The sequence below is a fragment of the Kitasatospora sp. NPDC057965 genome, from assembly GCF_042887135.1.
Classification (GTDB): domain Bacteria; phylum Actinomycetota; class Actinomycetes; order Streptomycetales; family Streptomycetaceae; genus Kitasatospora.
The window spans coordinates 130,644-152,609 of the sequence record NZ_JBHVPZ010000004.1; the positions used below are offsets into that span (position 1 = coordinate 130,644).

19 protein-coding genes are annotated in these 21,966 nt (G+C 72.2%); 1 reads left to right on the top strand and 18 read right to left on the bottom strand.

What is annotated here, in order from left to right; all coding sequences use genetic code 11:
- Positions 1 to 16: 16 nt before the first annotated feature.
- From ACFVVU_RS06415 to ACFVVU_RS06435, 5 genes are all read right to left on the bottom strand, one after another.
- Positions 17 to 934 carry an ABC transporter ATP-binding protein gene (locus ACFVVU_RS06415; RefSeq protein WP_355362282.1) on the bottom strand — a complete coding sequence of 306 codons (918 nt, stop codon included), beginning with the start codon at positions 932 to 934 and terminating at the stop codon, positions 17 to 19.
- Positions 935 to 943: 9 nt separating this feature from the next.
- Positions 944 to 1,858 (bottom strand): ABC transporter permease, encoded by a 915-nt coding sequence (locus tag ACFVVU_RS06420; RefSeq protein WP_380682660.1) that lies wholly within the window; start codon positions 1,856 to 1,858, stop codon positions 944 to 946.
- The gene (locus ACFVVU_RS06425) at positions 1,842 to 2,816 is read right to left on the bottom strand and encodes an ABC transporter ATP-binding protein (protein WP_380682661.1); all 975 of its coding nucleotides are present in this window, start codon (positions 2,814 to 2,816) and stop codon (positions 1,842 to 1,844) included. Before ACFVVU_RS06425 ends, ACFVVU_RS06420 begins: the two co-directional genes overlap by 17 nt.
- Positions 2,817 to 2,965: 149 nt before the next feature.
- Positions 2,966 to 3,853, bottom strand: coding sequence for an LLM class flavin-dependent oxidoreductase (locus tag ACFVVU_RS06430; RefSeq protein WP_387788578.1), 888 nt, complete (start codon positions 3,851 to 3,853; stop codon positions 2,966 to 2,968).
- Positions 3,854 to 3,930: 77 nt separating this feature from the next.
- Positions 3,931 to 4,119 (bottom strand): hypothetical protein, encoded by a 189-nt coding sequence (locus ACFVVU_RS06435; protein WP_380682664.1) that lies wholly within the window; start codon positions 4,117 to 4,119, stop codon positions 3,931 to 3,933.
- 162 nt (positions 4,120 to 4,281) lie between these two features.
- Here ACFVVU_RS06435 and ACFVVU_RS06440 point away from each other — a divergent pair, with 162 nt between their 5' ends.
- Complete coding sequence (locus tag ACFVVU_RS06440; protein ID WP_380715341.1) at positions 4,282 to 5,121, top strand: HAD-IIB family hydrolase; 840 nt, start codon at positions 4,282 to 4,284, stop codon at positions 5,119 to 5,121.
- An 18-nt stretch (positions 5,122 to 5,139) separates the two neighbouring features.
- Here ACFVVU_RS06440 and ACFVVU_RS06445 read toward each other — a convergent pair whose 3' ends face one another.
- From ACFVVU_RS06445 to ACFVVU_RS06505, 13 genes are all read right to left on the bottom strand, one after another.
- Positions 5,140 to 6,102, bottom strand: a complete 963-nt coding sequence (locus ACFVVU_RS06445; RefSeq protein ID WP_387788579.1) for a phosphate ABC transporter ATP-binding protein — start codon at positions 6,100 to 6,102, stop codon at positions 5,140 to 5,142.
- A gap of 38 nt (positions 6,103 to 6,140) precedes the next feature.
- A complete protein-coding gene (locus tag ACFVVU_RS06450; RefSeq protein ID WP_387788580.1) occupies positions 6,141 to 7,076 on the bottom strand; it encodes a sortase in 936 nt (311 codons plus the stop codon).
- Positions 7,073 to 9,052 (bottom strand): phosphate ABC transporter substrate-binding protein PstS, encoded by a 1,980-nt coding sequence (locus tag ACFVVU_RS06455; RefSeq protein WP_387788581.1) that lies wholly within the window; start codon positions 9,050 to 9,052, stop codon positions 7,073 to 7,075. Before ACFVVU_RS06455 ends, ACFVVU_RS06450 begins: the two co-directional genes overlap by 4 nt.
- 38 nt (positions 9,053 to 9,090) lie before the next feature.
- Entirely contained in the window at positions 9,091 to 10,350 is a 1,260-nt protein-coding gene (gene pstA, locus ACFVVU_RS06460) for a phosphate ABC transporter permease PstA (protein ID WP_387788582.1), read from the bottom strand.
- Positions 10,351 to 10,445: 95 nt separating this feature from the next.
- Entirely contained in the window at positions 10,446 to 11,465 is a 1,020-nt protein-coding gene (pstC, locus tag ACFVVU_RS06465; RefSeq protein ID WP_387788583.1) for a phosphate ABC transporter permease subunit PstC, read from the bottom strand.
- Positions 11,466 to 11,631: 166 nt separating this feature from the next.
- Complete coding sequence (locus ACFVVU_RS06470; protein WP_387788584.1) at positions 11,632 to 14,412, bottom strand: hypothetical protein; 2,781 nt, start codon at positions 14,410 to 14,412, stop codon at positions 11,632 to 11,634.
- A 235-nt stretch (positions 14,413 to 14,647) separates the two neighbouring features.
- On the bottom strand, positions 14,648 to 15,247 hold the full coding sequence (locus ACFVVU_RS06475; protein ID WP_387788585.1) for a hypothetical protein: 600 nt from the start codon (positions 15,245 to 15,247) through the stop codon (positions 14,648 to 14,650).
- Positions 15,248 to 15,378: 131 nt separating this feature from the next.
- Positions 15,379 to 16,416, bottom strand: coding sequence for a substrate-binding domain-containing protein (locus ACFVVU_RS06480; protein ID WP_387788586.1), 1,038 nt, complete (start codon positions 16,414 to 16,416; stop codon positions 15,379 to 15,381).
- A 44-nt stretch (positions 16,417 to 16,460) separates the two neighbouring features.
- A complete protein-coding gene (locus ACFVVU_RS06485; RefSeq protein ID WP_387788587.1) occupies positions 16,461 to 17,501 on the bottom strand; it encodes a substrate-binding domain-containing protein in 1,041 nt (346 codons plus the stop codon).
- 133 nt (positions 17,502 to 17,634) lie between these two features.
- Positions 17,635 to 18,708 carry a PstS family phosphate ABC transporter substrate-binding protein gene (locus tag ACFVVU_RS06490; RefSeq protein ID WP_387788588.1) on the bottom strand — a complete coding sequence of 358 codons (1,074 nt, stop codon included), beginning with the start codon at positions 18,706 to 18,708 and terminating at the stop codon, positions 17,635 to 17,637.
- 379 nt (positions 18,709 to 19,087) lie between these two features.
- Complete coding sequence (locus ACFVVU_RS06495; RefSeq protein WP_380683816.1) at positions 19,088 to 19,495, bottom strand: hypothetical protein; 408 nt, start codon at positions 19,493 to 19,495, stop codon at positions 19,088 to 19,090.
- Positions 19,485 to 19,907: a DUF1508 domain-containing protein gene (locus ACFVVU_RS06500; RefSeq protein WP_380683817.1), complete on the bottom strand. Its 423-nt coding sequence runs from the start codon at positions 19,905 to 19,907 to the stop codon at positions 19,485 to 19,487. Before ACFVVU_RS06500 ends, ACFVVU_RS06495 begins: the two co-directional genes overlap by 11 nt.
- Before the next feature lie 232 nt (positions 19,908 to 20,139).
- Positions 20,140 to 21,966, bottom strand: a complete 1,827-nt coding sequence (locus tag ACFVVU_RS06505; RefSeq protein ID WP_387788589.1) for a GAF domain-containing sensor histidine kinase — start codon at positions 21,964 to 21,966, stop codon at positions 20,140 to 20,142.

A 21,966-nucleotide genomic window follows, 5' to 3' on the forward strand; every position in this document is an offset into this window, starting at 1 on the left:
GACGGCGTCCGGGCCGCTACGCGGAGACGAGGTAGGAGAACACGCTCTCCAGCGACTCGTCCGCCGGTGCCACGGTGTACAGCCGGATACCGGCCCGCTGGGCGACCTTCGGCAGCAGGGTGGTGAACCCCTGGAAGTTCACCGCCTGGATCCGCAGCGCCCGCTCCTGCAGGTCCAGCTCGATGCCGGCGGTCGACGGGTCGGCGATCAGCGCCGCCGCGAGCCGCCGGTCGTCGCTGGAGCGGACCAGGTAGCGGTGCGGGCGGTCGGTCATCAGCCGGCGGATCTTCCGGAAGTCACCGGAGGCGGCGTGCCGGCCGGCCACCACGACCTCGATGTGCCGGGCCAGCTGCTCGACCTCCTCCAGGATGTGCGAGGAGAACAGCACCGTCCGGCCGTCCGAGCCGAACCGCCGCAGCAGGTCCATCAGCTGGAGCCGCTGGCGGGGGTCCATGCCGTTGAACGGCTCGTCGAGCAGCAGCACGGCCGGGTCGTGGACCAGCGCCGAGGCCATCTTGACCCGCTGCTTCATGCCCTTGGAGTAGGTGCCGGTCCGCCGCTCCTGGGCGTACTCCATCTCGACCAGGGCGAGCGCCTTGCGGGCCGCGGCACCCGGGTGGGGCAGCCCATGCAGTTCGGCGTTGGCGAGGACGAACTCCCAGCCGGTCAGGTAGTCGTACATCGACTCCCGCTCGGGGACCAGGCCGATCTGCCGGTACACCTCCTGGTTGCGCCAGATCGGCGCGCCGTCCAGGGTCACCGCCCCGGTCGACGGCGCCAGGAAGCCGCTCATCATGTGGATCAGGGTCGACTTGCCGGCCCCGTTCGGCCCCAGCAGGCCGGTGATGCCGGGGCCGATCGCCATGCTGACGTCGTTGACGGCGACCACGTTCCCGAACCAGCGGGAGACCTTGTCGATGGTGATGGTGGCCATGACGCCCTCTCAAACGTTCCGGTAGCGGCGCAGCAGCAGCCGGTACGAGCCGGCCACCATCGCGACGGCGACGGCGGTGAACACCAGCAGGCCGAGCCCGCCCGGCGCGTGCATCCGCTCGGGGCCGGTACCACCGAGGTCGAACAGCTCGTTGACCAGGCTCTCCACCAGCCCGCCCGGCGACAGCAGCACCGCCCACTGGGTGGAGTCCGGGAGGTTCCCGCCGACGGCGACGGTGGACATGCTCATCCCGACCACGACCGCGACCACCGTGGTGCTGACCGCGAGGTAGCCCATGATCGCGGCCACCCCGAAGCCGCGCCGCGGCGTGGCGGCGGCGATCACCACCGCGACCGAGGTCGGCACCAGCGCGTACAGCACCGCGGCCACCAGGCCGTAGCAGAAGTGCTCGGTCTGGTCGCCGAAGTCCAGCTTGATCAGCAGCGAACCGACGTACAGCACCACCAGTGGCGCGACCATCAGCAGCAGCTGGGCGCAGGCCATCGCCCCGAACTTGGCCCGAACGTAGTCGGCGCGGGTGATCGGGCGGGAGAAGTACAGCGGCACGGTGTGGTGGCGCAGGTCCCGGGAGAACAGCACCGGTGCCTGCGAGGCGAGGAAGATCGAGGTCACCAGCCCGATCGCGCTCAGGTACTGCGCGTAGTCCACCGGGAGCCGGTCGGACGCGGTCATCAGCGCGACCGCCACGATGATCACGGCCGGCACGGTGGCCGCGCCCAGCACGATCATCGGCAGCACCTTGGACTTGCCGGACCGTCCGAGGCCGTACGCGGCGCGCAGGCTCTGGGTGAACAGCGAGCGCGTGGCGTACGCCCGGCCGAGCCGGGGGCCGGTGTAGCCGCGGTAGCCGATGTCGTGGATGACGCCGGTGTCGACCGGCCTGAACTCAGGAGGCAGTGACATCTGCGGTAACCCCCTCGTTCTCCGTCGTCCCCGCGTCCCGGGTGAACAGTTCGGCGACCCGGTGCCGCCGCTCCTCCAGCCGCACCAGCCCCAGCCCGAGGTCCGCGACCGCGTCCCGGATGGTGTCGTACGTGTCGTCACCCGCCAGCCGGACCAGCAGGATCCGCGTGCCCTCCGGCTCCACCGAGAGCCCCGCCGCCGCCAGCCGCTCGCGCACCGCGGCGCCCGCGTCCAGGGCGTGGTCCTCCGGGTGGTCCGTCACCTCGACGGCCAGGGTGGCCGTCGTGCCGGTGAACGAGGCGGTGGACGAGGAGCGCAGCAGCTTGCCGCCGTCGATGACCACCAGGTGGTCGCAGGTGCGCTCCAGCTCGCCCAGCAGGTGGGTGGTGACCAGCACCGAGATTCCGAAGTCCGTGTACACCCGGCGGATCAGCGCCAGCATGTCGTCCCGGCCGACCGGGTCCAGACCGTTGGTCGGCTCGTCCAGCAGCACCAGCTTCGGGTCGTGCACCAGCGCCTGCGCCAGCTTCACCCGTTGCTTCATGCCCGTCGAGTAGCCGCCCATCGGGCGGTAGCGCTCCTCGTACAGCCCGACGTGCCGCAGCGTGTCCGCCGTCCGTTCGCGGGCGGCGGCGGCCGGCAGCCCGGCCATCCGCGCCATGTGCACCACGAACTCGGTGGCCGAGACGTCCGGCGGCAGGCAGTCGTGCTCCGGCATGTAGCCGACCTGCTCGCGGATCTCCGACCCCTGGGTGGCGATGTCCAGCCCGAGCACCCGCCCGGTCCCGGAGGTCGCCGGGGCCAGCCCCAGCAGGATCTTGATGAGTGTGGACTTGCCCGCCCCGTTCGCCCCCACCAGACCGACCACCCCGGGCTCGACCTCAACGGTCAGCTGATCGAGGGCGGTCACCCGGGGGAACCTCTTGGTGAGGCCGTCCGTCTTGATGACAGTGGACACGTTCCTCACCGTAGTGTCCGGCCCCGCGCCCGGTCATGAGCTGCGATGACGAGCCCGCCTGCTGCTCGGGTATGACGCCGCCCCGCCCTTCCCCTAGGGGACACCGCGCCCGCCCCCGGGTACCGGACCCCGGGGGCGTCGACGCGCCGTCAGGCCAGCTGGGCGAGGCCCTCGGTGGCGATCCGCTCGAAGACGGCCAGGTCGTTGGCGAAGATCGAGTCCGGCACCGGCCAGTGGATCACCAGCTCGGTGATGCCGACCTCCCGGTACGTCCCGGCCCAGTCCACGAAGGCGTCCAGCGACTGGAGCGGCTTCTCCGCGGTCGAACCCTGGAGCAGCACCTTCTCCAGCGTCGCGACGTCCCGGCCCCGCTGCTCGCAGGCCGCCGCCAGCTTCGCGATCTGCTGGGCGACCACCGCCGGCGCCTGCTCCACCGGCACGTCCGCCGGGGCCTTCGGGTCCCCGTACGTCACCCAGCCCTGCCCGTACTCCGCGGCCAGCCGCATCCCGCGCGGCCCGGCCGCGGCGACGTAGAAGGGCACCCGCGGGGTCTGCACGCAGCCGGGGATGTTCCGGGCCTCGACCGCCGAGTAGTACGCGCCCTCGCGGGTCGTGGCGTCGCGCAGCAGCAACTCGTCCAGCAGCGGCAGGAACTCCCCGAACCGGTCCGCCCGCTCCTTCGGCGACCACGCCTCCTGGCCCATCGCCGTCGCGTCGAACCCGGTCCCGCCGGCCCCGATCCCCACCGTCAGCCGCCCGCCGGACACGTCGTCGAGCGTGATCAGGTCCTTCGCCAGCGTCACCGGGTGCCGGAAGTTCGGCGAGGTCACCAGCGTCCCGATCCTCAGCCGCTCGGTCGCCGTGGCCGCCGCCGTGAGCGTCGGCACCGCGCCGAACCACGGCTCGTCCCGGAACGACCGCCACGAGAGGTGGTCGTAGGTGTACGCGGCGTGGAACCCGAGGTCCTCGGCCCGCCGCCAGATCTTCTGCCCCTCGCCCCACCGGTGGATGGGGAGGATCACCGTGCTCAGTCGCATGGCCCCGACCCTACGCGGGCCGCCGGGGGCGGTGCGGGAGGCGGGGAGCCGGGTGCGGGGAGCCGGGTGCGGGGAGGTCAGGGGTGGGGGCGCTGGGCGGGGAGGCGGAGGGGGTGGGCGGGGCTGCCGCGGCGGGCGAGGTCGGCGAGGGTGTCGAAGAGGATGTCGCCGATCAGCACGGGTTCGCGGGAAGGCGGCGGGACCGCCTCCTCGGGGAGGGGCGCGGGCTCGATCTCGATCTCGTCTGGGACCTGGCGAGTTCGCATGGCTCTTCCTGCCGACGGGGTGGCCGAGGAGAGTCCTGCCCGGTCGGAGGCGGTGGGACACCCCGGAAGCGGGCTGATCGGCCGGAACTGGCGCAGCGGGGGCCGAAACGTGCGCCGGACGGGGAGTGGGGGAGAGCGGCGGCGGTGGGCGAAGATGGAGCGGTGACCACACCGCGCACCGCTCCCCCGACCCGGCTGATCGCCACCGATCTGGACGGCACGCTGCTCTGCTCCGGCGGCACCGTCACCGAGCGAACCGCCGCCGCCCTGGCCGCCGCCGAGGCGGCCGGGATCCAGGTGGTGTTCGTGACCGGCCGCCCGCCGCGCTGGATGCAGCAGGTGAGCGCGCACATCGGCGGCCACGGGGTGGCGATCTGCTCCAACGGCGGCGCGGTGGTGGACGTGCGGCGCGGCGAGCTGCTGGAGTCCTTCCCGCTGGCCGGGGAGGACGCGCTCGCGGTGGTGGCCCGGCTGCGGGCGAAGCTGCCGGGCACCGCGTTCGCCTTCGAGTACCCGGCCGGGTTCGCCCGCGAGCCCGGCTACGAGGTGCGGATGTGGGGGCAGGACGAGAACCACCCGGTCGGCCCGGCCGAGGAGCTGCTCGGCCCGGGCGGCCCGGTGCGCGGGCTGTACAAGCTGCTCGCCAAGCACCCGGACCTGGACCCGGACAAGCTGCTGAGCGAGGCCCGGGACGCCGCCGGGGAACTCGCCGAGATCACCCGCTCGGCGCCGATACCGCTGCTGGAGATCAGTGCGCCCGGCGTCACCAAGGCCAGCACGCTGGCCCGTTGGTGCGCCGGGCGGGGGATCGACCGGAGCGAGGTGGTGGCCTTCGGCGACATGCCGAACGACCTGGAGATGCTGGCCTGGGCCGGCACCGCGTACGCCGTCGCGAACGCCCATCCGCAGGTGCTGGCGGCGGTGCCGCTACACACGATGAGCAATGAGCAGAACGGCGTCGCCGCGGTGCTGGAGGAGATCCTCCGGCACCGCGGCGACTGAGGGCGCGAGCGGGTCGGATCAGCCGAAGCGGCCGTTGACGTAGTCCGAGGTCCGCTGGTCGTGCGGCTGGTGGAACACCTGCTCGGTCGGCCCGGCCTCGACGATCCGGCCGGGGGTGTCGTGGGTGGCCAGGAAGAACGCGCAGCTCTGCGACACTCGCTGGGCCTGCTGCATGTTGTGGGTCACGATCACGATGGTGAGCCGGCCGCGCAGCTCGGCGATGGTCTCCTCGACCCGGCGGGTCGAGGTCGGGTCGAGCGCCGAGCAGGGCTCGTCCATCAGCAGGATGTCCGGCGAGACGGCCAGCGACCGCGCGATGCACAGGCGCTGCTGCTGGCCGCCGGAGAGCGAGCCGCCGGGGGCGTCGAGGCGGCTGGCCACCTCGTCCCAGAGGCCGGCCTGGCGCAGGCTGGTCTCCACCAGGTGGTCGCGCTCGTCCCTGGCGACCTTGATGCCGGCGAGCTTGAGCCCGCTGGAGACGTTGTCCTTGATGGACATCGCCGGGAACGGGTTGGGCCGCTGGAACACCATGCCGATCCGGCGGCGCACGTCGGCGGGGCGCCGGCCGGGCCGGTAGACGTCGTCGCCGTCCAGCAGCACCTCGCCGGAGAGCGCGGCGCCGCGGACCATCTCGTGCATCCGGTTGAGGATCCGCAGGTAAGTGGACTTGCCGCAGCCGGACGGGCCGATCAGCGCGGTCACCTCGCCGGCGGGCATGGCGAGCGAGACCCGCTCCAGCACCTTGCGGGAGCCGAACCAGGCGGAGACGTCCCGGGTCTCCAGTCCGGCGAGGGCGGGCTCCTGGTCGTAGCCCTCGTAGTGCGCGTCCTGCGGGTACAGCAGGTGCTGCCCGTCGTAGCCGTCGTGCCCGTCGTAGCCGTCGTGGTCCGCTTGGTCGGCGTGGCCCGCGTAGTCGGCGGCCGGCAGCGTCATGGTGGTCTCGTCGGGCCCCGGGGCCTGGTCGTGCGGTAGGTCGGTCATCGGTGCATCCGTCATCGGTACGGTCCTCCGGGCGCGCTTCAGTAGAGGTTGGGCAGCAGGGCGGCGGCGTTCTCGTAGACCGCCCAGAGCAGCGCGCCGATCACCGGCGCGAGGCTGAGGTAGGCGGCCGAGCGGTGCCAGTACCGGGCGAGCACGACGGCGGCGACGACCGCGCCGAGCAGGCCCAGCGTCCACAGCTGCAGTGCGGCCAGCGCGCCCTTGTCGGCGGCCAGCGCCTTGTCGAACGGCACGGTGGCGGGGCGCCCGCCGGGGTTGGCCGCCGGGTCGCCGTCGAGCCGGGCGCCGATCAGCACCGTCGAGCTCGCGATCCAGTTGGAGTCGCTGGTCACCAGCACCAGGCGGTTGCGCACCGGGTCCACGATCGGGTGGTCCTCGTCGCCGTACACGTTGACGGTGTAGGTGAAGGTGCCCTGCCCGGTGGTGGCCTGGATCTTGTCGCCCACCCGCAGCTTGGTCAGCTCGCCGAACGGCGCCCCGAAGGTCGCCCCGCGGCCGAACACCACCGACACCCCGGTCTGCCCGGGCAGCGCGGTGTCCCGGCGGTGGCCGGGACCGCGCATGAGGTCCCGGCCGGTGGTGCCCTCCACCACGACCGCCTGGTGCAGCCCGATCGCCGGGATGTCCAGCAGCGCGACGGGGGCGCCGTCCCCGGCCTTGCCGGTCGGGGCGGTCGCCTTGGCGAGCTGGTCCCGGAAGGACTTGTAGGAGGTGGACTGGAAGTGCTTCTCCTGCACGTGCGAGAGCGTGAACAGGTAGCCGACGAAGCCCATGGTGAGCGCCGCCAGCAGGCTCACCGCCCAGGCCGCCTGCAGGAACCGGACCCGCTTCGCCGTCCGGCCGGAGCCGTCCCGGCCCGGCCCGGCCGCGGCGGGCACGGGCGCGGGCCCGAGGGCCGCCGGGGCCGGCGCGGGCTGCGCCGCGCCGACCGGCTTCTCCAGGGCGGGGGCCGTCATGACCGGCCGCCCGTCTGCGAGCGGCGGCGCAGCAGACGGCGGCCGAGCAGCGGCGGGACGACGACGACGGCGAGCAGTTCGAGCGCGGTGAGGACGCTCAGCGTCCAGTCCTCGGGCCGGCCGCCGACGTTCACCACGTCGGCGGCGACCTCGGTGGTGCCGCCGGACCCGCGGCCCCGGGCGACCACCTGGCCGGTCTGCGGGTCGACGACGTCCTCGGCCGCGCCGTCCGTGCCCGTGCCGTCGCCGGCGGGCGCGTTCGGGTCGGCGACGGGCGCGTTCGGGTCGGCGGCCGCGGCACCGCCGGTGCCGGCCGCGCCGCCCGTTCCACCCGTGCCGGTGCCGCCCGTGCCACCGGAGGCCGCGCCACCGGTGCCGCCCGTACCGCCCGTTCCACCCGTGCCGCCGGCGCCCGGCGTCTGGCTGTTCTTGCCGTTGCCGGTCTTGGCGCCGGTGCCGCCAGTAGCGCCGCCGGAGGCCGCGCCACCGGTGCCGCCCGTACCGCCCGTGCCGCCGGAGGCCGCGCCACCGGTAGTGCCGGTGCCGCCAGTAGCGCCGCCGGAGGCCGCGCCACCGGTGCCGCCCGTACCGCCGGAGGCGCCGCCGGCGCTCACGGGCTTGCCGTTCCCGTCGAGCTTGCAGTCCAGCGGCTGGCCCTTGGCGTCGCAGGGGTTGGGCTGCGGGGCGTTCTTGAGAAGGGTCAGCTCACCGGCCGAGTTGAAGGTCGGGTTGCCGCAGTTGGACAGGGTGTTGGGGTCCACCGGGCTGGCGTTGCCGGGGATGTGCTGGGTCTGGAGCAGCCCGCCGCGGACGAGGTTGCGCGGGATCGGCGAGTAGCCCAGCTCGTCCGCCTCGCCCTGCCCCTGGCAGAGCACGTAGGAGAGGAACTTGCTCAGCGCGGCGCCCTTGTCGTTGTTGAACCGGGGGAGCGCCTTGAGCGAATTGGTGCGCGGCACGATCAGGTAGCTGTAGCTGGAGAGCGGGTACGAGCGCGGGTCCGCGTTGGTGTAGACGCCGTTCAGGTTCTGCTGGAGGTAGTTCGGGTCGTCCTGCGGGGTGTCGTCGTCGACACCGCGGATCTGGGCGGCAGTGAGCGCGACGGCCACGTTGGACGCGGTCGGCAGGGTGTAGTACCCGGCCGGGTTGAGGACCTTCACGACCGGGATGTCGCTGCGCTTGGCGAAGGCGTACTCGTCGTAGCCGATGGTGCCCTCGCCGGCGGCGGCCTTGATGTAGCCGGCGACGACGTCGGAGCCGCTCTGCGCGGTCATCTGACCGGACTTCGGGTAGAACTCGGTGTACTCGCCGCAGGAGACGCCGTTCACGGACTTGCAGTACTCGTCCCACTGGGTGGGGAAGGAGCGGCCCATCCACCGGGTGAACTGGGCGGTCGCGCCGGAGCCGTCGGAGCGGACCACCGGGGTGATCGGCAGGTTCGGCAGCGTCTTGCCGTAGTCGGCGGTGATCTTCGGGTCGTTCCAGTTGGTGATCTTCTTGGTGAAGATGTCCATGATGGTCTGGGCCGACAGCCGCAGGTCGCGGACCTGCTTGCCGCCGACGGTCAGGTGGTACATCAGCGCGGTGCCGCCGGCGGTGATCGGCACGTAGGAGTAGCCGTAGACCACGTTCTCGACACCGCCTTCACCGTTCTGCTTGACGCCGGAGCTGGCGCCGGTGTCCTCCTTGGTGCGGAACGGGACGTCGGAGGCGCTGAAGTCGTTGCGGCCGATGTTCCACTCGGTGCGGCCGCGGGCCGAGCCCACCGCGTTGAAGTCGATCTGGATGCCCTGCGGACCGACGTCCTGGCGCCACTGGTCGATCGCCGGGAAGGCCCAGCTGGAGCCACTCGCGGTGAGCGCGACGGCGGCGTGCGCCGGGACGGCCTGCCCCAGCAGCAGGGAACCGGCCGCGAGCAGGGTGGACATCAGCACGCCCAACGGACGTGCCAGGGGGCGGCGTTCGGCCTCCCGCGACATGGGAACTCCTCTGGTGCGGAGGGTGGTGGGTCGGAACATCAGTGCTCTCCGGTGGCGACGGCCAGGTGGCCGGTCGGTGCCTCGGGTGCCGCCGCCGACCGGGCCGCGGTCCGCGCGGCGCGGGCCAGCTTGCGTTTCTGACGACGGCTCATCTCCCCGGCGGCTCGGCCGCCGAGGATGCGGGCGGTGACGAACAGGATGAGCACCACCGCCATCAGGGTCAGGGCGGCGGCGAAGCCTCGGGCGATCATCGCGTCGTACGGGAGCTTGACGTAGCTCCAGATGTACAGCGGCAGCGAGGTCTGCGGGCCCTCAAGGGGGTTGGCGTTGAACCGGGAGGTGAAGCCGGCGGTCAGCAGGACGGGCGAGGTCTCGCCCACGGCACGCGCCATGCCGAGCACGACCGCCGTCATCAGACCACGGCGGGCGGTCGGAAGGACGACGTTCCACACCGTCCGCCACTGGCTGCCGCCGAGCGCGTACGAGGCCTCCCGCAGGGTGCCCGGGACGAGGCGGATGACCACCTCGGCGGCCCGGGTGACGATCGGCATCATCATCACGGTCAGCGCCAGCGAGGCGGCGAAACCGCTCCGGTCGAAGCCGAGGGTGAGGATGATGACGCCGAAGATGAACAGACCGGCGACGATCGACGGGAGCGCGGTCATCGCCTCGACCAGGGTGCGCACCGGGCGGGCCATCCGGCCGCCGATCTCGGACATGAAGACGGCGGCCGCGATGCCCAGCGGGACGGCGAACAACGTGGCCAGGCCCAGCTGTTCGAGCGAGCCGACGATGGCGTGGAGCGCGCCGCCGGAGGTGATCGGCGACAGCGAGGCGGTCTTCTCCATCGACTCGGTGAAGAAGTTGACGTGCTGGGCCGCTTCCCAGCCGCGCGAGGTGACGTAGCCGATCTGGTCGGCGATCAGGCCGACCACCAGCAGACCGGAGGTCCAGGCGACCACCGACACCAGGCGCTCGCGGACCATCGGCCCGCCCCACTGGAGCCGGCCGAGCATGAAGTAGCCGGCCAGGAAGAGCACGTACCAGCAGATCAGGAAGCCCAGCACACCGCTGAACGGCAGCACGCGCTCGAACAGGACCCAGATCAGGCCGAGCGAGCCGGCACCCGCGCCGAGGATGGTGAAGAAGTCCTCGCGCGTCACCCCGCCGAGCTTCAGCTTCCGCTCCGGGCGCTGGGTTTCCGGCGGCGAAGCGGTCGCGGACGCCGGGGTCGGCCCGGGCGCCGGGGCCGACCCCGGCACGAGCGCCTCGGCCGGCGGCTTGTCGAGGGTGGTCATCGGGGCGTCCCTTCACAGCGGAGCGGAAGCGGTCGGCGGACCGGGCGGGCGGTGGCCCGGGCGTCCTGACGGCGGTTTCTCGGAGCGGCCACGGCTCAGTCCGCCGTCGCCGCGCCGGAACGGGAGCGGCTGATCACGAAGCTCGCGGCCACGTTGACCAGCAGCGTGATCCCGAAGAGCACCAGGCCGGCCGCCATCAGCGCGGACAGCGACAGCGCGTCCGACTCTCCGAACCGCAGCGCGATCAGCGCCGAGATCGAGTTGGCGCCGTTCTCCAGCACATGGCTCATCACGTCGAAGCTCGGCGAGATGATCAGTGCGACGGCGATGGTCTCGCCCATCGCGCGACCGAAGCCGAGCATGACCGCGCCGATCACGCCGCCCTTGCCGAAGGGCAGGACGACCGTGCGCACCATGCCCCACCGGGTCGAGCCCAGCGCGTACGCGCCCTCGCGCTCGCCCTGCGGGGCCTGGGAGAAGACCTCGCGGCTCAGCGAGATGATGATCGGGATGATCATCAGCGAGACGACCACGCCGGCGATGAAGGTCGACGAGGTGTACGAGGTGCCGATGTCTCCGGTGCGCACCTTCAGGAAGGGAATCGCGTCGCCCAAGTGGTTCGACATCCAGCGGACGGTGCCGATGATCCGGGGCTGGAGGAAGAACAGGCCCCAGAGGCCGTAGACGATGCTGGGGATCGCGGCCATCAGGTCGACGAGCGAGATCAGCGTCGCACGCAGCCTCACCGGCGCGTACTCGGAGATGAAGATCGCCGCCGCGATCGCCACCGGGACGGCGATGATCAGCGCGATCACCGCGATCAGGATGCCGTTCGGCAGCACGGAGGCGATGCCGAAGTTGTGCGCCTGGGTCTGCCACTTCTTCTCGGTGAAGAAGTCGAAGCCGACCGCGCGCAGCGCCTGGGCGCCGCGCAGGATCAGGAAGAACGCGATCAGCCCCATGATCGCGAAGACCGAGAGGCCGGCCGCGCGCAGCAGGCCGCGGAACACCCGGTCGCCGTTGGTGGCGGGGGCGGTGATGGTGCGGGGTACATCGGGATCGGGCTGGCTTGGAGCCCCGGCGTGGGGTGCCGCGGGCTCGGCGGCGGCTGTCATGGTCTGCTCTCCGGCGCGCTCGGTGGAAAGTGCTCGGTACAGGGATCGGTGGACGAACACCGCCGCCCCGGCGCGAGGCGCCGGAACAGGGGTACCCGCCCCCGGGAAGGGGACTCGGCGGGGCCGGAACGGCGGCCCCGCCGAGTCACGGGCGGTCGGGCGGGGGTCAGGGGCGGCGGCGGATCCGCGCCCACAGGGACTGGGCGGTCGCGGTCATCCGCGCACCGGCCGTGGTCCCGCCCAGGACGAGCGCCGCCGGGCCGCCGACCAGCAGCACCAGGCCGGCGATCAGCGCGATCGGCAGCAGCAGCCGCGCACCGCCGGAGCGGTCCGGCAGCGGCGAACCCGCGGCCACCGGGGCCGCCGCGAGCGGGCCGGCGCCCTGACCGGAGCCCTGGCCTGGGGTCGTGGCCGGCTTGGCACCGGGCTGCGTCGCCCCGGTGGCCACCGGGGTGGTCCCGCCGGCGCCACCCGTGGTGGCGCTGTCCGAACCGCCGCCGGAGGAGCCGAGCCCGCCCGAGGAGCCGAGCCCGCCCGAGGAGCCGGAGCCACCGGACGAACCGGAGCCGTCGGACAGGCCGGAGCCGCCGCCGATCCCGGAGCCGGAGTCGCCCCCGGTGGAGCCGCTGCTGCCGGAACCCGACGTACCGCCGGTCGTCCCGGCGCCGCCTGCGGTCGTACCCGGGTCGACACCGGAGCCGCCGATGGTGCCGGAGCCGTTCCCGCCCTCGGTCGGCGTCCCGGGCTCGGTCGGCTCGGTGGGCCCAGTGGGCTGGGTGGCCGGCTTCTGGTTGCCGGGCAGCTTGCCGTCCTGCGCCTGCAGGTGGGTCAGCGCCTCCTGGGCCTGGGCCTTCTGCTCCTTGGTGAGCGCGAGGAAGCCCTCGGGCAGCCGGCCGGCCTCGACGCCGTACAGCTGACCGCTGTCGATGACCGTGCTCAGGAAGCGGCTCACGTCGGCGGTCTTCGTCTCCGACAGCTTGGCGGTCGGCACCATCGCGTACTGCACGACGGTGAGCGGGTACGGCCGCTGGTCGAGGGCGTAGAGGGTGTTGGCCTCTCCGTAGGGCAGCAGCTGGGTACCGGTCACCGGGTCGACCGGCATGTCCCCCACCGCGGCCTGGAAGGAGTTGAGCGAGGGCTGGACGAAGGCGCCGGCCGCGTTCTGCAGCGCGGCCTCGGGCAGCCGGTAGGCCTTGGCCTGGCCGCTGTCGAGGATCGCGAAGCTGAAACGGGTACCCGCCGGCCGCGCGGCGATCTTCGGGTAGCCGCCGTTCGAGTCGGGGTTCCGGCTCCGCGCGGTCGACTGGCCCTGCTGGATGTACCGGATCACCTCACTGAGGCCGGTCTGCAGCGGGTTCCACTCGAACCGCTTCCAGTACTTGACGGAGTCGGGCTGCGGCTTCGTGTCGTCCGGGGCCGGGATCAGGCCGCTCTCGTCCTCGCGAATGAGCTGATCGGTCGGGTAGAGACCCGGCCGCAGGTAGCGCAGGTTGACCCGGGTGCCCCACGGGTCGCGCTCGCCCTCCAGGAAGCGCGCCGCGTCGGGGTCGCCGGCGATCCACGAGGTCAGCTGGTACGTGAGGTCGGTCGAGGTGCCCAGCACCACCGGGCTGGGACCGTCCGGCCCGGTGTCACAGCCCGGCCAGGACATCCCCTCCGGCAGCTTGTTGAGCTGCTGGAACTCCTGGTCCGCAAAGATGCAGGCGGGGTTCCCGTCGACCGTCGGCGTCCTACCGCCCACGGCCTGGTAGGTCTGGGTCAACATCTTGGCGACGAGCCGTGGGTTCAGCCGCATGTCCCGGATCTGCCGACCGGTCGACGGGTCGTCCACCCAGAAGGCGATCGAGATCCCGGTCGTGGCGAGCGGCGCGTACACGTACGGCCGGGTGGGGGTCTCCCGGTCCGGTACGGCCGTGAGGCCGACATCGATGCGGGAGCCCGCGAGGAACGACTTGCGGGCCGCCGGCTCACCGCCGGCCGAGGTGTACTGCACCGTCAGCGGCGTCTTGTCCCCGCAGAGTCCGGTGATCCACTGCTGCATGGCCCGGTTGAGCATCTCCAGGCCCGTGGCGATCACGTTCGGGGTGGTGTCCCCGCACTCCTTGGGCGTGGCGGCGAAGCTGATCGGGACGACGGTCCGGTTCTCCCAGGCGCACATCTCACCGGCCAGGGCACCTGTCCTCGGGTTCGTGTACGCGCCGTTCGTCCACTGGTCGGTCGCCGAGTAGAGGTCGTAGTCGTAGCTGAAGTCGTACAGGTGCCTCGAACAGTCGGGCTTCCCCTGGTGACGGTTGATCAGGTCCAGCGGGTCGCCACCGTAGTTGGGCTCGACCACGATGGAGCAGGGGTGCGTCGCGTCGCAGCCCAGGTGCGGGCTCAGCCGGCTCGACCAGAGCTCCATGGTGAGGCGCCCGGAGCCGTCCGTTCCGGTCACGCCGATCCGCATGTTCGACGGGAAGTCCGGCGCGGTCGTGCCCGGCTCGGGCCTGGGATTCTCGAAGCCCTTGGCCGGATCCGCCTCGAACAGACTGCTTCCGTAGCAGTCCGTGACCTTCGGGTCCGTACCGCGGCACTGGTAGACCCGCACGGGATAGACCACGTCCTCGCCACCCGCCACCACGGTGGTGGGCGGGGTGCTGGGGTCGTACCGGTTCACGCTCGGGGTGAAGCCGGTCCAGGAGACATCGATCACCTGGTCCATCAGGTTCTCGGTCTGCGAGACGGTGACGTGCCCCTCGGGCCCGTAGGTCCCGCCGCCCTGGAAGTCCGGAATCCAGATCGGCTTCGCCGTCACCGTCTTCGACGAGGCCGCGTGCGCCTCGGTCACGGCGCCGAGCCCGACCGGCACCGTCACCACCGCGCCGACCACGGCCAGGACGAGGGCCAGCGGAGGTAGTCGCCGGCGCCACCGCCCTCGTTCTCTCGGATCGGGTACGCGGAATCTCATGGCGGGCACCTCCGGGATGTGCGAGCCGCCGGGGCGGCACGAGGGAATGGTCGCGCTCAGGCTGACGGCTCCGGTTGCCTACTATTCGGCCAGCCCGACATGGCCGAATCCGGTCGCCAGGGTGTACGAGAACACAACGCAACGACTCCGTAGCGGAGTTGGGAACTCCGCATGCGACGGACCCGCGCCGTGGCGCGGGTCCGTCGTCATACCCGAAGGGCTATCTGATGGCCGATCAGCTGCCCTGGGTGAACTTCAGGGAGAACGAGCCGACCGACTGACCGGCCTTGAAGAAGTCGGTCTTCAGCTTGGTGTCCAGGTAGGTCGCGCCGGCCGCGTCCAGCTGGAGGTCCGAGGAGGACAGGGTCGCGTTGGCGGCGCTGCCACCGAGCTGGAGACGGCCCTTCGGGTCCAGCAGCTGCACCGCGTCGGTGGAGCCCACCGGAACGCCGGTCAGCGACCAGGCGTCGACGTTGAAGTGGAGCTGACCGAAGGTGACGCTCTTGCCCGTGAAGATGTTGACGAAGAGCAGGCCACCGCCGAGCTCGATGTCACCGTAGAAGTTGAACAGGTCGGCGCTGCCACCGGTCACCTGGAAGGTGGTGTTGATGCCGGTGGTGCTGTCGTACGAGGGGGTGGCGGACGGCAGCGGGATGACGACGATGCCGTTGAGCGCCTGGTCCTTCAGGAAGGTGGTGCTGGAGTTGACCACCGCGCTGCCGGTGGACGGCGTGCTCGCCGGGGCCGTGTCGGCGACGGCCGCACCACTCATACCGGTGACGGCGAGGACGACGGCGGTGCCGGTCGCGGCGAGACGGGCGCGGGTACGGGACATGCTGTGCTCCTTGGGAGAGGTGTGTGCTGGGTGGTGCAGGCGACCGGAGAAGGTCGCCCCCGCGGCCGGCCGCCCCGCACTGCCCGGCGGGTGACGGCGGCCGAAGATTCCAGCGCCTGGAATCAGGCGCTCTAGAAGGTGGTTCCGCACGCCTGGGACGGCAGTTGCACGAAACCGTGGCTCTTGACCGCCGCCCTCGCAGCCGGATTCGCGCAGAGCCACCCGGCCCGGTCGAAGACGGCACGCAGCGCGGTGCCCCGGGCGTCGGCCGCCGTCCACTGCGACTGGCGGACGACGTTGTGGACCACGAACGTGTAGGGCGACGCGAGGAAGCCCGCGCCGATGGTCTTCTCGACCTCGTCCACCGGCGCCTTCCCGTTGACGCTCCGGACGGTCAGCAGCCCCGGGGCATCGGCACCCGACGTGTGGCCGTAGTACACCTGGGAGATGTAGCGGCTCACCGAGTACGGGACGACGGCGTCGTCGTCGTTCAGCAGAGGATCGGTGCCCTGGTTCTCCTGGGGGGCGGTGACGACACAGCCACCCGGGTTGACCGGGACGCCCCCGCCGACGGTCTTCAGGAAGTACTCGCGGGACTCGGAGAACGTGTGGGGCAGGAACGGCTTGATCGTCGCGTTCGGCAGTGCCGGGTCGATCTGCTGCCAGTTCGTCGTGACGCAGGTGTAGATGTCCTTCAACTGCGCCGTGGACAGGTTCGCCGGCGCGTGGCCCCCGGACTTCGCCGCCCAGGACACCGCGTCCTTGGCGAACGCGATGAAGACGTCGGACTGCTGGTCGATCGGCTGCCGGCCACGGGAGGACCGGGCGAAGTCCACCTCGGTCGTGGTGTTCTCCAGACCTGAGATGCCGGCGCCCGAGCCGTCCACACGGGAGCGCTGGGCGGCTCCGGCCTTCGGGACGATCGACGGACTGCCCTTCGTGTCCCAGCTGTAGAGACGCGGCGAGGTGCTGTCACCGGCGGCCGCCAGGAAGGCGTTGTAGTCCGTGGACAGCTGGTTGAACAGCGGCGCCGTGGTCTCGGCCCCGATCCCGACGATGTCCTCGGCCCTCGGCAGCACGGCCGGGTCGGCGGCGGCCAGCCCTCCCACCAGGACGAGGGAGGTGGCGAGGGCGGTGCTCGCCGTTGTTCGGGCAAAAGCCTTGCGCATGCTCGGGGTTCTCCGGTGTCGGTGAGGGGCTTGTGGTCGTCGGCTCAGCTGGTGCTGCCGCAGGCGACGCTCGGAAGGGGCAGGAAGCCGTGGCTCTTGAGGTCGGCGATGGCCGTCGCGCTGCGGCAGATGAAGCCGCTGGGGCCGAAGATGTTCCGCAGCGCCGCCCCGTGCGCGTCCGTCGCCGTCCAGTCGGCGCCCCGGACCACGTTGTGGAGCGCCCGGCCGTAGACGGTCGCGGCGAACGGGGCGTTGATGGTCTGGGCCACCGCGTTCACCGCCGCGATGCCGTTGATGCTGCGGACGGTCAGCGTTCCGGGCGCGTCGGAGCCGGTGCTGCGGCCGAAGAAGGCCTGGCCGACGTAGTGGCCCACCGAGTACGGGACCAGCGCGTCGGCGTCGTTCAGGACCGGGTCGGTGCCCTGGTTGTCCTGGACGCCGCTGGTCACACAGGCACCGGGGGTGATCGGCGTACCGCCTCCGAGGGCCTTCAGGAAGAAGTCGCGCAGGCCGGATCCGAGCTGCGGGAGGAACGGCTTGATCGTCGCGTTCGGCAGCGTCGGATCGATCTGCGTCCAGCTGGTCGAGACACAGGTGTAGATGTCCTTCAGCTGCGCCGTGGACAGGTTCGCCGGCGCGTGGCCCCCGGACTTCGCCGCCCAGGACACCGCGTCCTTGGCGAACGCCACGAAGGTGTCGGACAGCGGGTCGGTGGTCAGCCGGCCCCGGTCCATGCGGACGAAGTCCACCGAGCTCGGGACGGCGTGCAGGTAGGCCAGGCCGCTCGTGCTCCCGGTCGGCCGGGCGACGGGTCCGGTCCCGGCCTTCAGGACGATCGGCGAGGGGCCGACCGCGTCGAAGCTGTACAGCCGCGGCGAGGTCGTGTCACCCGCCGCGGTCAGGGCGGCGTTGTAGTCCGTGGAGTACTGGTTGAACAGCGGCGCGGTGGTCTGCGAGCCGACCCCGACGATGTCGCCGGGGTTCGGTACGACGGGCGGGTCGGCGAGCGCGGCACCGGCGGTCAGACCGACCAGCGAGGCGGCGAGCGCGGCGACGGCGAGCGGCTTGCCCATGGTCTTTCGCATCGTTTCTCCCGGTCCCTGTGCGACGGTGACGGTGTGTCGGTGAGCGCTCCCGGCGAACCACCGGGCCGGCGGCCACGGGCACGAGGCCCGTGGCCGCCGGTTCCTACAGGTGGAGCAGATGGGGCGGGGTGGATCAGGAGCCGGCCGGCGGCTGCGGCTGCGAGGTGATGCCGCAGGTGAGGATCGGCAGGAAGCCGTAGTTCTTCAGGATGGTGGCGCCGGCGGTGCTGCAGATGTAGCCGTTGGAGCCGAAGATCTTCTGCAGGGCGACACCGTGGGCGTCGGTGGCGGTCCACTCCGCGCTGCGGACCACGTTGTAGACGTTGCGGCCGAAGGCGGAGGTCGAGAACGAGCCGGTGATGACGGCCGACGGGCTGGTGGTGACCGGGTTGATGCCGTTGATGTTGCGGATGGTCACCGGGCCCGCGTTGTCGCTGGGGCTGGTGTGGCCGTAGTAGACCTGGCCGATGTAGTGGGCGACGGAGTAGGGAACGAGCGCGTTGTTGTCGTTCAGGGCCGCCTCGGTGCCCGTGTTCTCCTGCAGACCGTCGACGACGCAGGTGCCCGGGACGAGCGGGACGGCGCCGCCGAGGGCCTTCAGGAAGAAGGCGCGGGTGCCGGAGGCGGACTGCGGCAGGTACGGCTTGATGGTGGTGGCTGGCCACGCCGGGTTGAGCGCGTTCCAGGTGGTCTTGTTGCAGGTGTAGATGTCCTTCAGCTGCGCCGTGGTGAGGTCGGCCGGGGCGTTGCCGCCCGCCTTGGCCGCCCAGGAGACCGCGTCCTTCGCGTAGGCGACGAAGACGTCGGTGACCTGGTCGGTGCCGTTGGCCGGGCCACGCGAGGAGCGGGCGAAGTCGACGGTGGCGCTGGTGAGGTTCTCCAGACGGCCGATGCCGGCGCCGGAGCCGTTCGGGCGGGCGATCGAGGTGGCACCGGTCTTGGTGGTGATCGGCGAGGTGCCGGTCGCGTCCCAGCTGTACAGACGCGGCGAGGTGGTGTCGCCCGCGGCGGTCAGCGCGGCGTTGTAGCCGAGCGACAGGCCGTTCAGGACCTCCTGGGTCGTGTCCGAGCCGACACCCACGATGTCCTGCGCGGCCGGCAGGGTGGGCAGGGTCGACGGGTCGGCGACGGCAACGCCGCTCGCGACGGTGGCGACCGAGGTGGCGATGGCGGCGGCGGCGAGCAGCTTGGCAGCGGTCTTGCGCATGTTCCTGTTCCTCCGGTGGGAGAGACGTACATCGCTTGCCCGGGTACTGGTCGTCAGTCCCGGGGCCGTTGAGCCGCGTCCGCGGCGGCCCGTTCCGGCAGTGCCGATCCTGTCGGTCGGCGCGGTTCCGTCGGAAGGGCCGACAGCCGGCGCCGGCAATTGTCGATTTCTCGGTTCGGAGAGGTTTAGCAACAGGTCAGCACGGCCGTGGAGGGGTGGAAAGTCGCAGGTCAGGGGCCGGTGACGTTCTTCTCCAGGTGGCGGCTCGGGGGGTTGCCGGATACCTGCGCTTCACCGGAAGAGGGGGAAACGGGGTCCGCGCCGGGGGACAACGCGAGAAGCCGCCCGAAGGCGGCTGGGGGCGGCGGCGGACTGACCGTCAGAACGGCCAGGTGTCCTCCCGGCCGGGGCGGCGCAACTCCTGCCCCAGCCGCTGGAGTCCGGCCAGGAAGCCGGTCACGCCGGCCTGGCACTGGTCACGCCGCAGGTATCCGCGGGCGCTGCGGGCCACCGGTCCGGCGGCGTCGGCGGCCCCCGGGCGGGTGGAGCGGACCGGCAGGAAGGCCGTCCACACCCACAGACGCGCCTCGGACTGGCCGACGGTACATCGCAGCGAGGTCCGCTCGATGATCAACTCTCTGACCGCGTCGGCGAGTTCGTGCTCGCCGCGATAGGTGCGCACGCCGACGCCGAGCTGCCGCCCGTTCGCCGCGCGCAGCGCCCAGGACAGCGAGCGGTCGCCGACCGGTACGGTCAGCAGGCGCGGCCCGCGCCGGTCAGCGGACATCTGAGGTTCTCAACGACGGCCCCCGTTCGGAGAGTTCGGTACGTTCCAGGGCCGGCTGCTTGGCCAGCAGCACGACGAACCGCCGGAAGGCGTTCTGGCAGGTGGCGTACCGCTCGTAGGCACGGCTGGACCGCACCTCCGGCAGGCTGCGCGAGCCGGGGATCACCCAGACCCAGCCGATGCCGTCCCGGACGTGCGTGATCCGGGCCGTGAGCCCCTCCGCGGCGGCCCGTAAGCCGTCGAAGCCGCGCTCCGCGTCCCCGGCCGTCTCGTACGCGGCCGGAGTGACCGCGACGACGCGTCCGTTCGGTGCTTTCAACTGCCAGCGGTACCGCCCGTCCGGCGCCCGTTCGGCCCGGAACCCCCCACGACTTGCCCCTGCTGCGGTGTGACCGCGGCTCGACGCGTCCACTGCTCCCCCACCGTCCGGTTCCTCTCCGAGACGGGAGTAAAGCTATGTGTGCACACGAGAGCGCCGGAAGGGCACGAAATACACAACTTGCTCCGTTGGCCGGGAAGTTCTCTCTCGTTAAACTTTCACCGGGTGCACACCAACTGCGCGCCAACCGACCCCGCGCCGGATCCCCGTCGTTCACGAACCGTTCGAAGAGCCATGAGGGCGCACCCATCGACCGGACGGGTGTTCACAGCCGCGCCGTCCACCGCACCCTGGTCCCCCGGCCGTACGGGCCGGGCTCGTGCCAGGCGTCGCCGCCGAGCGCCTCGGCGCGCCGCGCCAGGTTGCGCAGTCCGCTGCGCCGCCCGCCCGCGGGGATGCCGACGCCGTCGTCGGTGACGGTCAGCAGCACGCCGGGCCGGCCGCCCCGGTCCAGCGACTCCGGGTCGCCGCCGACCGGGCGCCCGCCGTCGTCCAGGTGCACGGTCGCGTCGGCCTCGACGCCGACCCGGGAGGCCCGGGCGTGCCGGGCCGTGTTGGACAGCATCTCCCGCAGCGCGGCGAGCAGTTGACGTCCGGTCTTCTCGCCGACCAGGCTCTCCACCGGACCGACGAAGGAGACCGAGGGCTTGAAGCCGAGCGCCGCCGCGGTCTGGCTGCACTCGCGCAGCACCCGGGTCCGCAGCGTGTCGGCCGCGTCACCCTGATCGCCGTGCTGGAGCGCGTAGATCGTGGTGCGGACCTCCTGGATGGTGGCGTCCAGCTCGTCCACCGCTTCGCCGATGCGGACCTTCACCTCCGGCACGACGGCCCGCCGGGCGGCGCCCTCCAGCATCATGCCGGTGGCGAACAGCCGCTGGATGACGAGGTCGTGGAGATCCCGGGCGATCCGGTCGCGGTCCTGGAAGACGGCGAGCCGCTGCTGGTCGCGCTGCCCCTCGGCGAGCCGCAGCGCGAGCGCGGCCTGCGAGGCGAAGGTCTCGGCGAGCTGCTTCTCGGCCTCGGAGAACGGCACCGCGCCGCGTGAGCGCCAGACGCAGAGCCCGCCGAGCACCCGGCCGGCGGCGACCATCGGCACGGCCAGCGAGGGACCGAAGCGGCGGGCGAGCCGGATCACCACGGTCGGGTCGGTGGACATGTCGTCGAGGTGCACGCTCTCCCGCTGGAGCAGCCGGGAGGCGAAGCTGTCCGACGGCAGCAGCTCGCCGCGGACGAACTCGGCGTCCTCCCCGGAGGCGTGGGCGACCCGCATCCGGACCGTGCCCGAGTCCCCGTCCGTGACCGGCAGCAGGATCATGCCCAGCGCGGCGTCCGCCAGCTCCCGGACCTGCTCGGCGGCGACGTTGAGCGCCACCTCCGCCTCGTCGGTGGAGAGCAGCGCCGTGGTGACGGCGGCCGCGCCGGCGATCCACCGCTCCCGGCGCCGGCCCTCCTCGTAGAGGCGGGAGTTCTCGATCGCGACCCCGGCCGCGGCGGCCAGCGCGTGCACCACCTGCTCGTCCTCCGGGGTGAAGGCGCCGCCGCTGCGCTTCTCGGTGAGGTAGAGGTTGCCGAACACCTCGTCACGGATCCGGATCGGCTCGCCGAGGAAGGTCTTCATCCCCGGGTGGTGCGGCGGGAAGCCGTAGGAGCGCGGGTCGGCGGTGAGGTCGCTCAGCCGCAGCGGCTCGGGCCGGTCGATCAGCGCGCCCAGGATGCCGCGGCCGACCGGCAGCTCGCCGATCTCGCGGACGGTCTCGTCGTCGACGCCGACGTGGATGAAGTCCTGCAGCCCGTGGCCGCCGGGTGCGACCACCCCGAGCGCGGCGTACCGGGCGTCCACCAGCTCGGCCGCGCCGGCGGCGATCCGGTGCAGTGTCGCGTGCAGGTCGAGCCCGGCGCCGACCGAGACCACCGCCTCCAGCAGCCGCTGCATCCGGTCGGTGACGGCGGCGGCGGACTGCAGCCGCTCGGACACCTCGGTGACCAGCGTGTCCAGCCCGAGCGAGGAGATCTCGGGCACCCGGTGCGGGGCCTGGTCGGGCTCGGGCTCACCGGGGGTGGCGGCGTCGGGCGGCTCTGGCGTGGGGTCCAT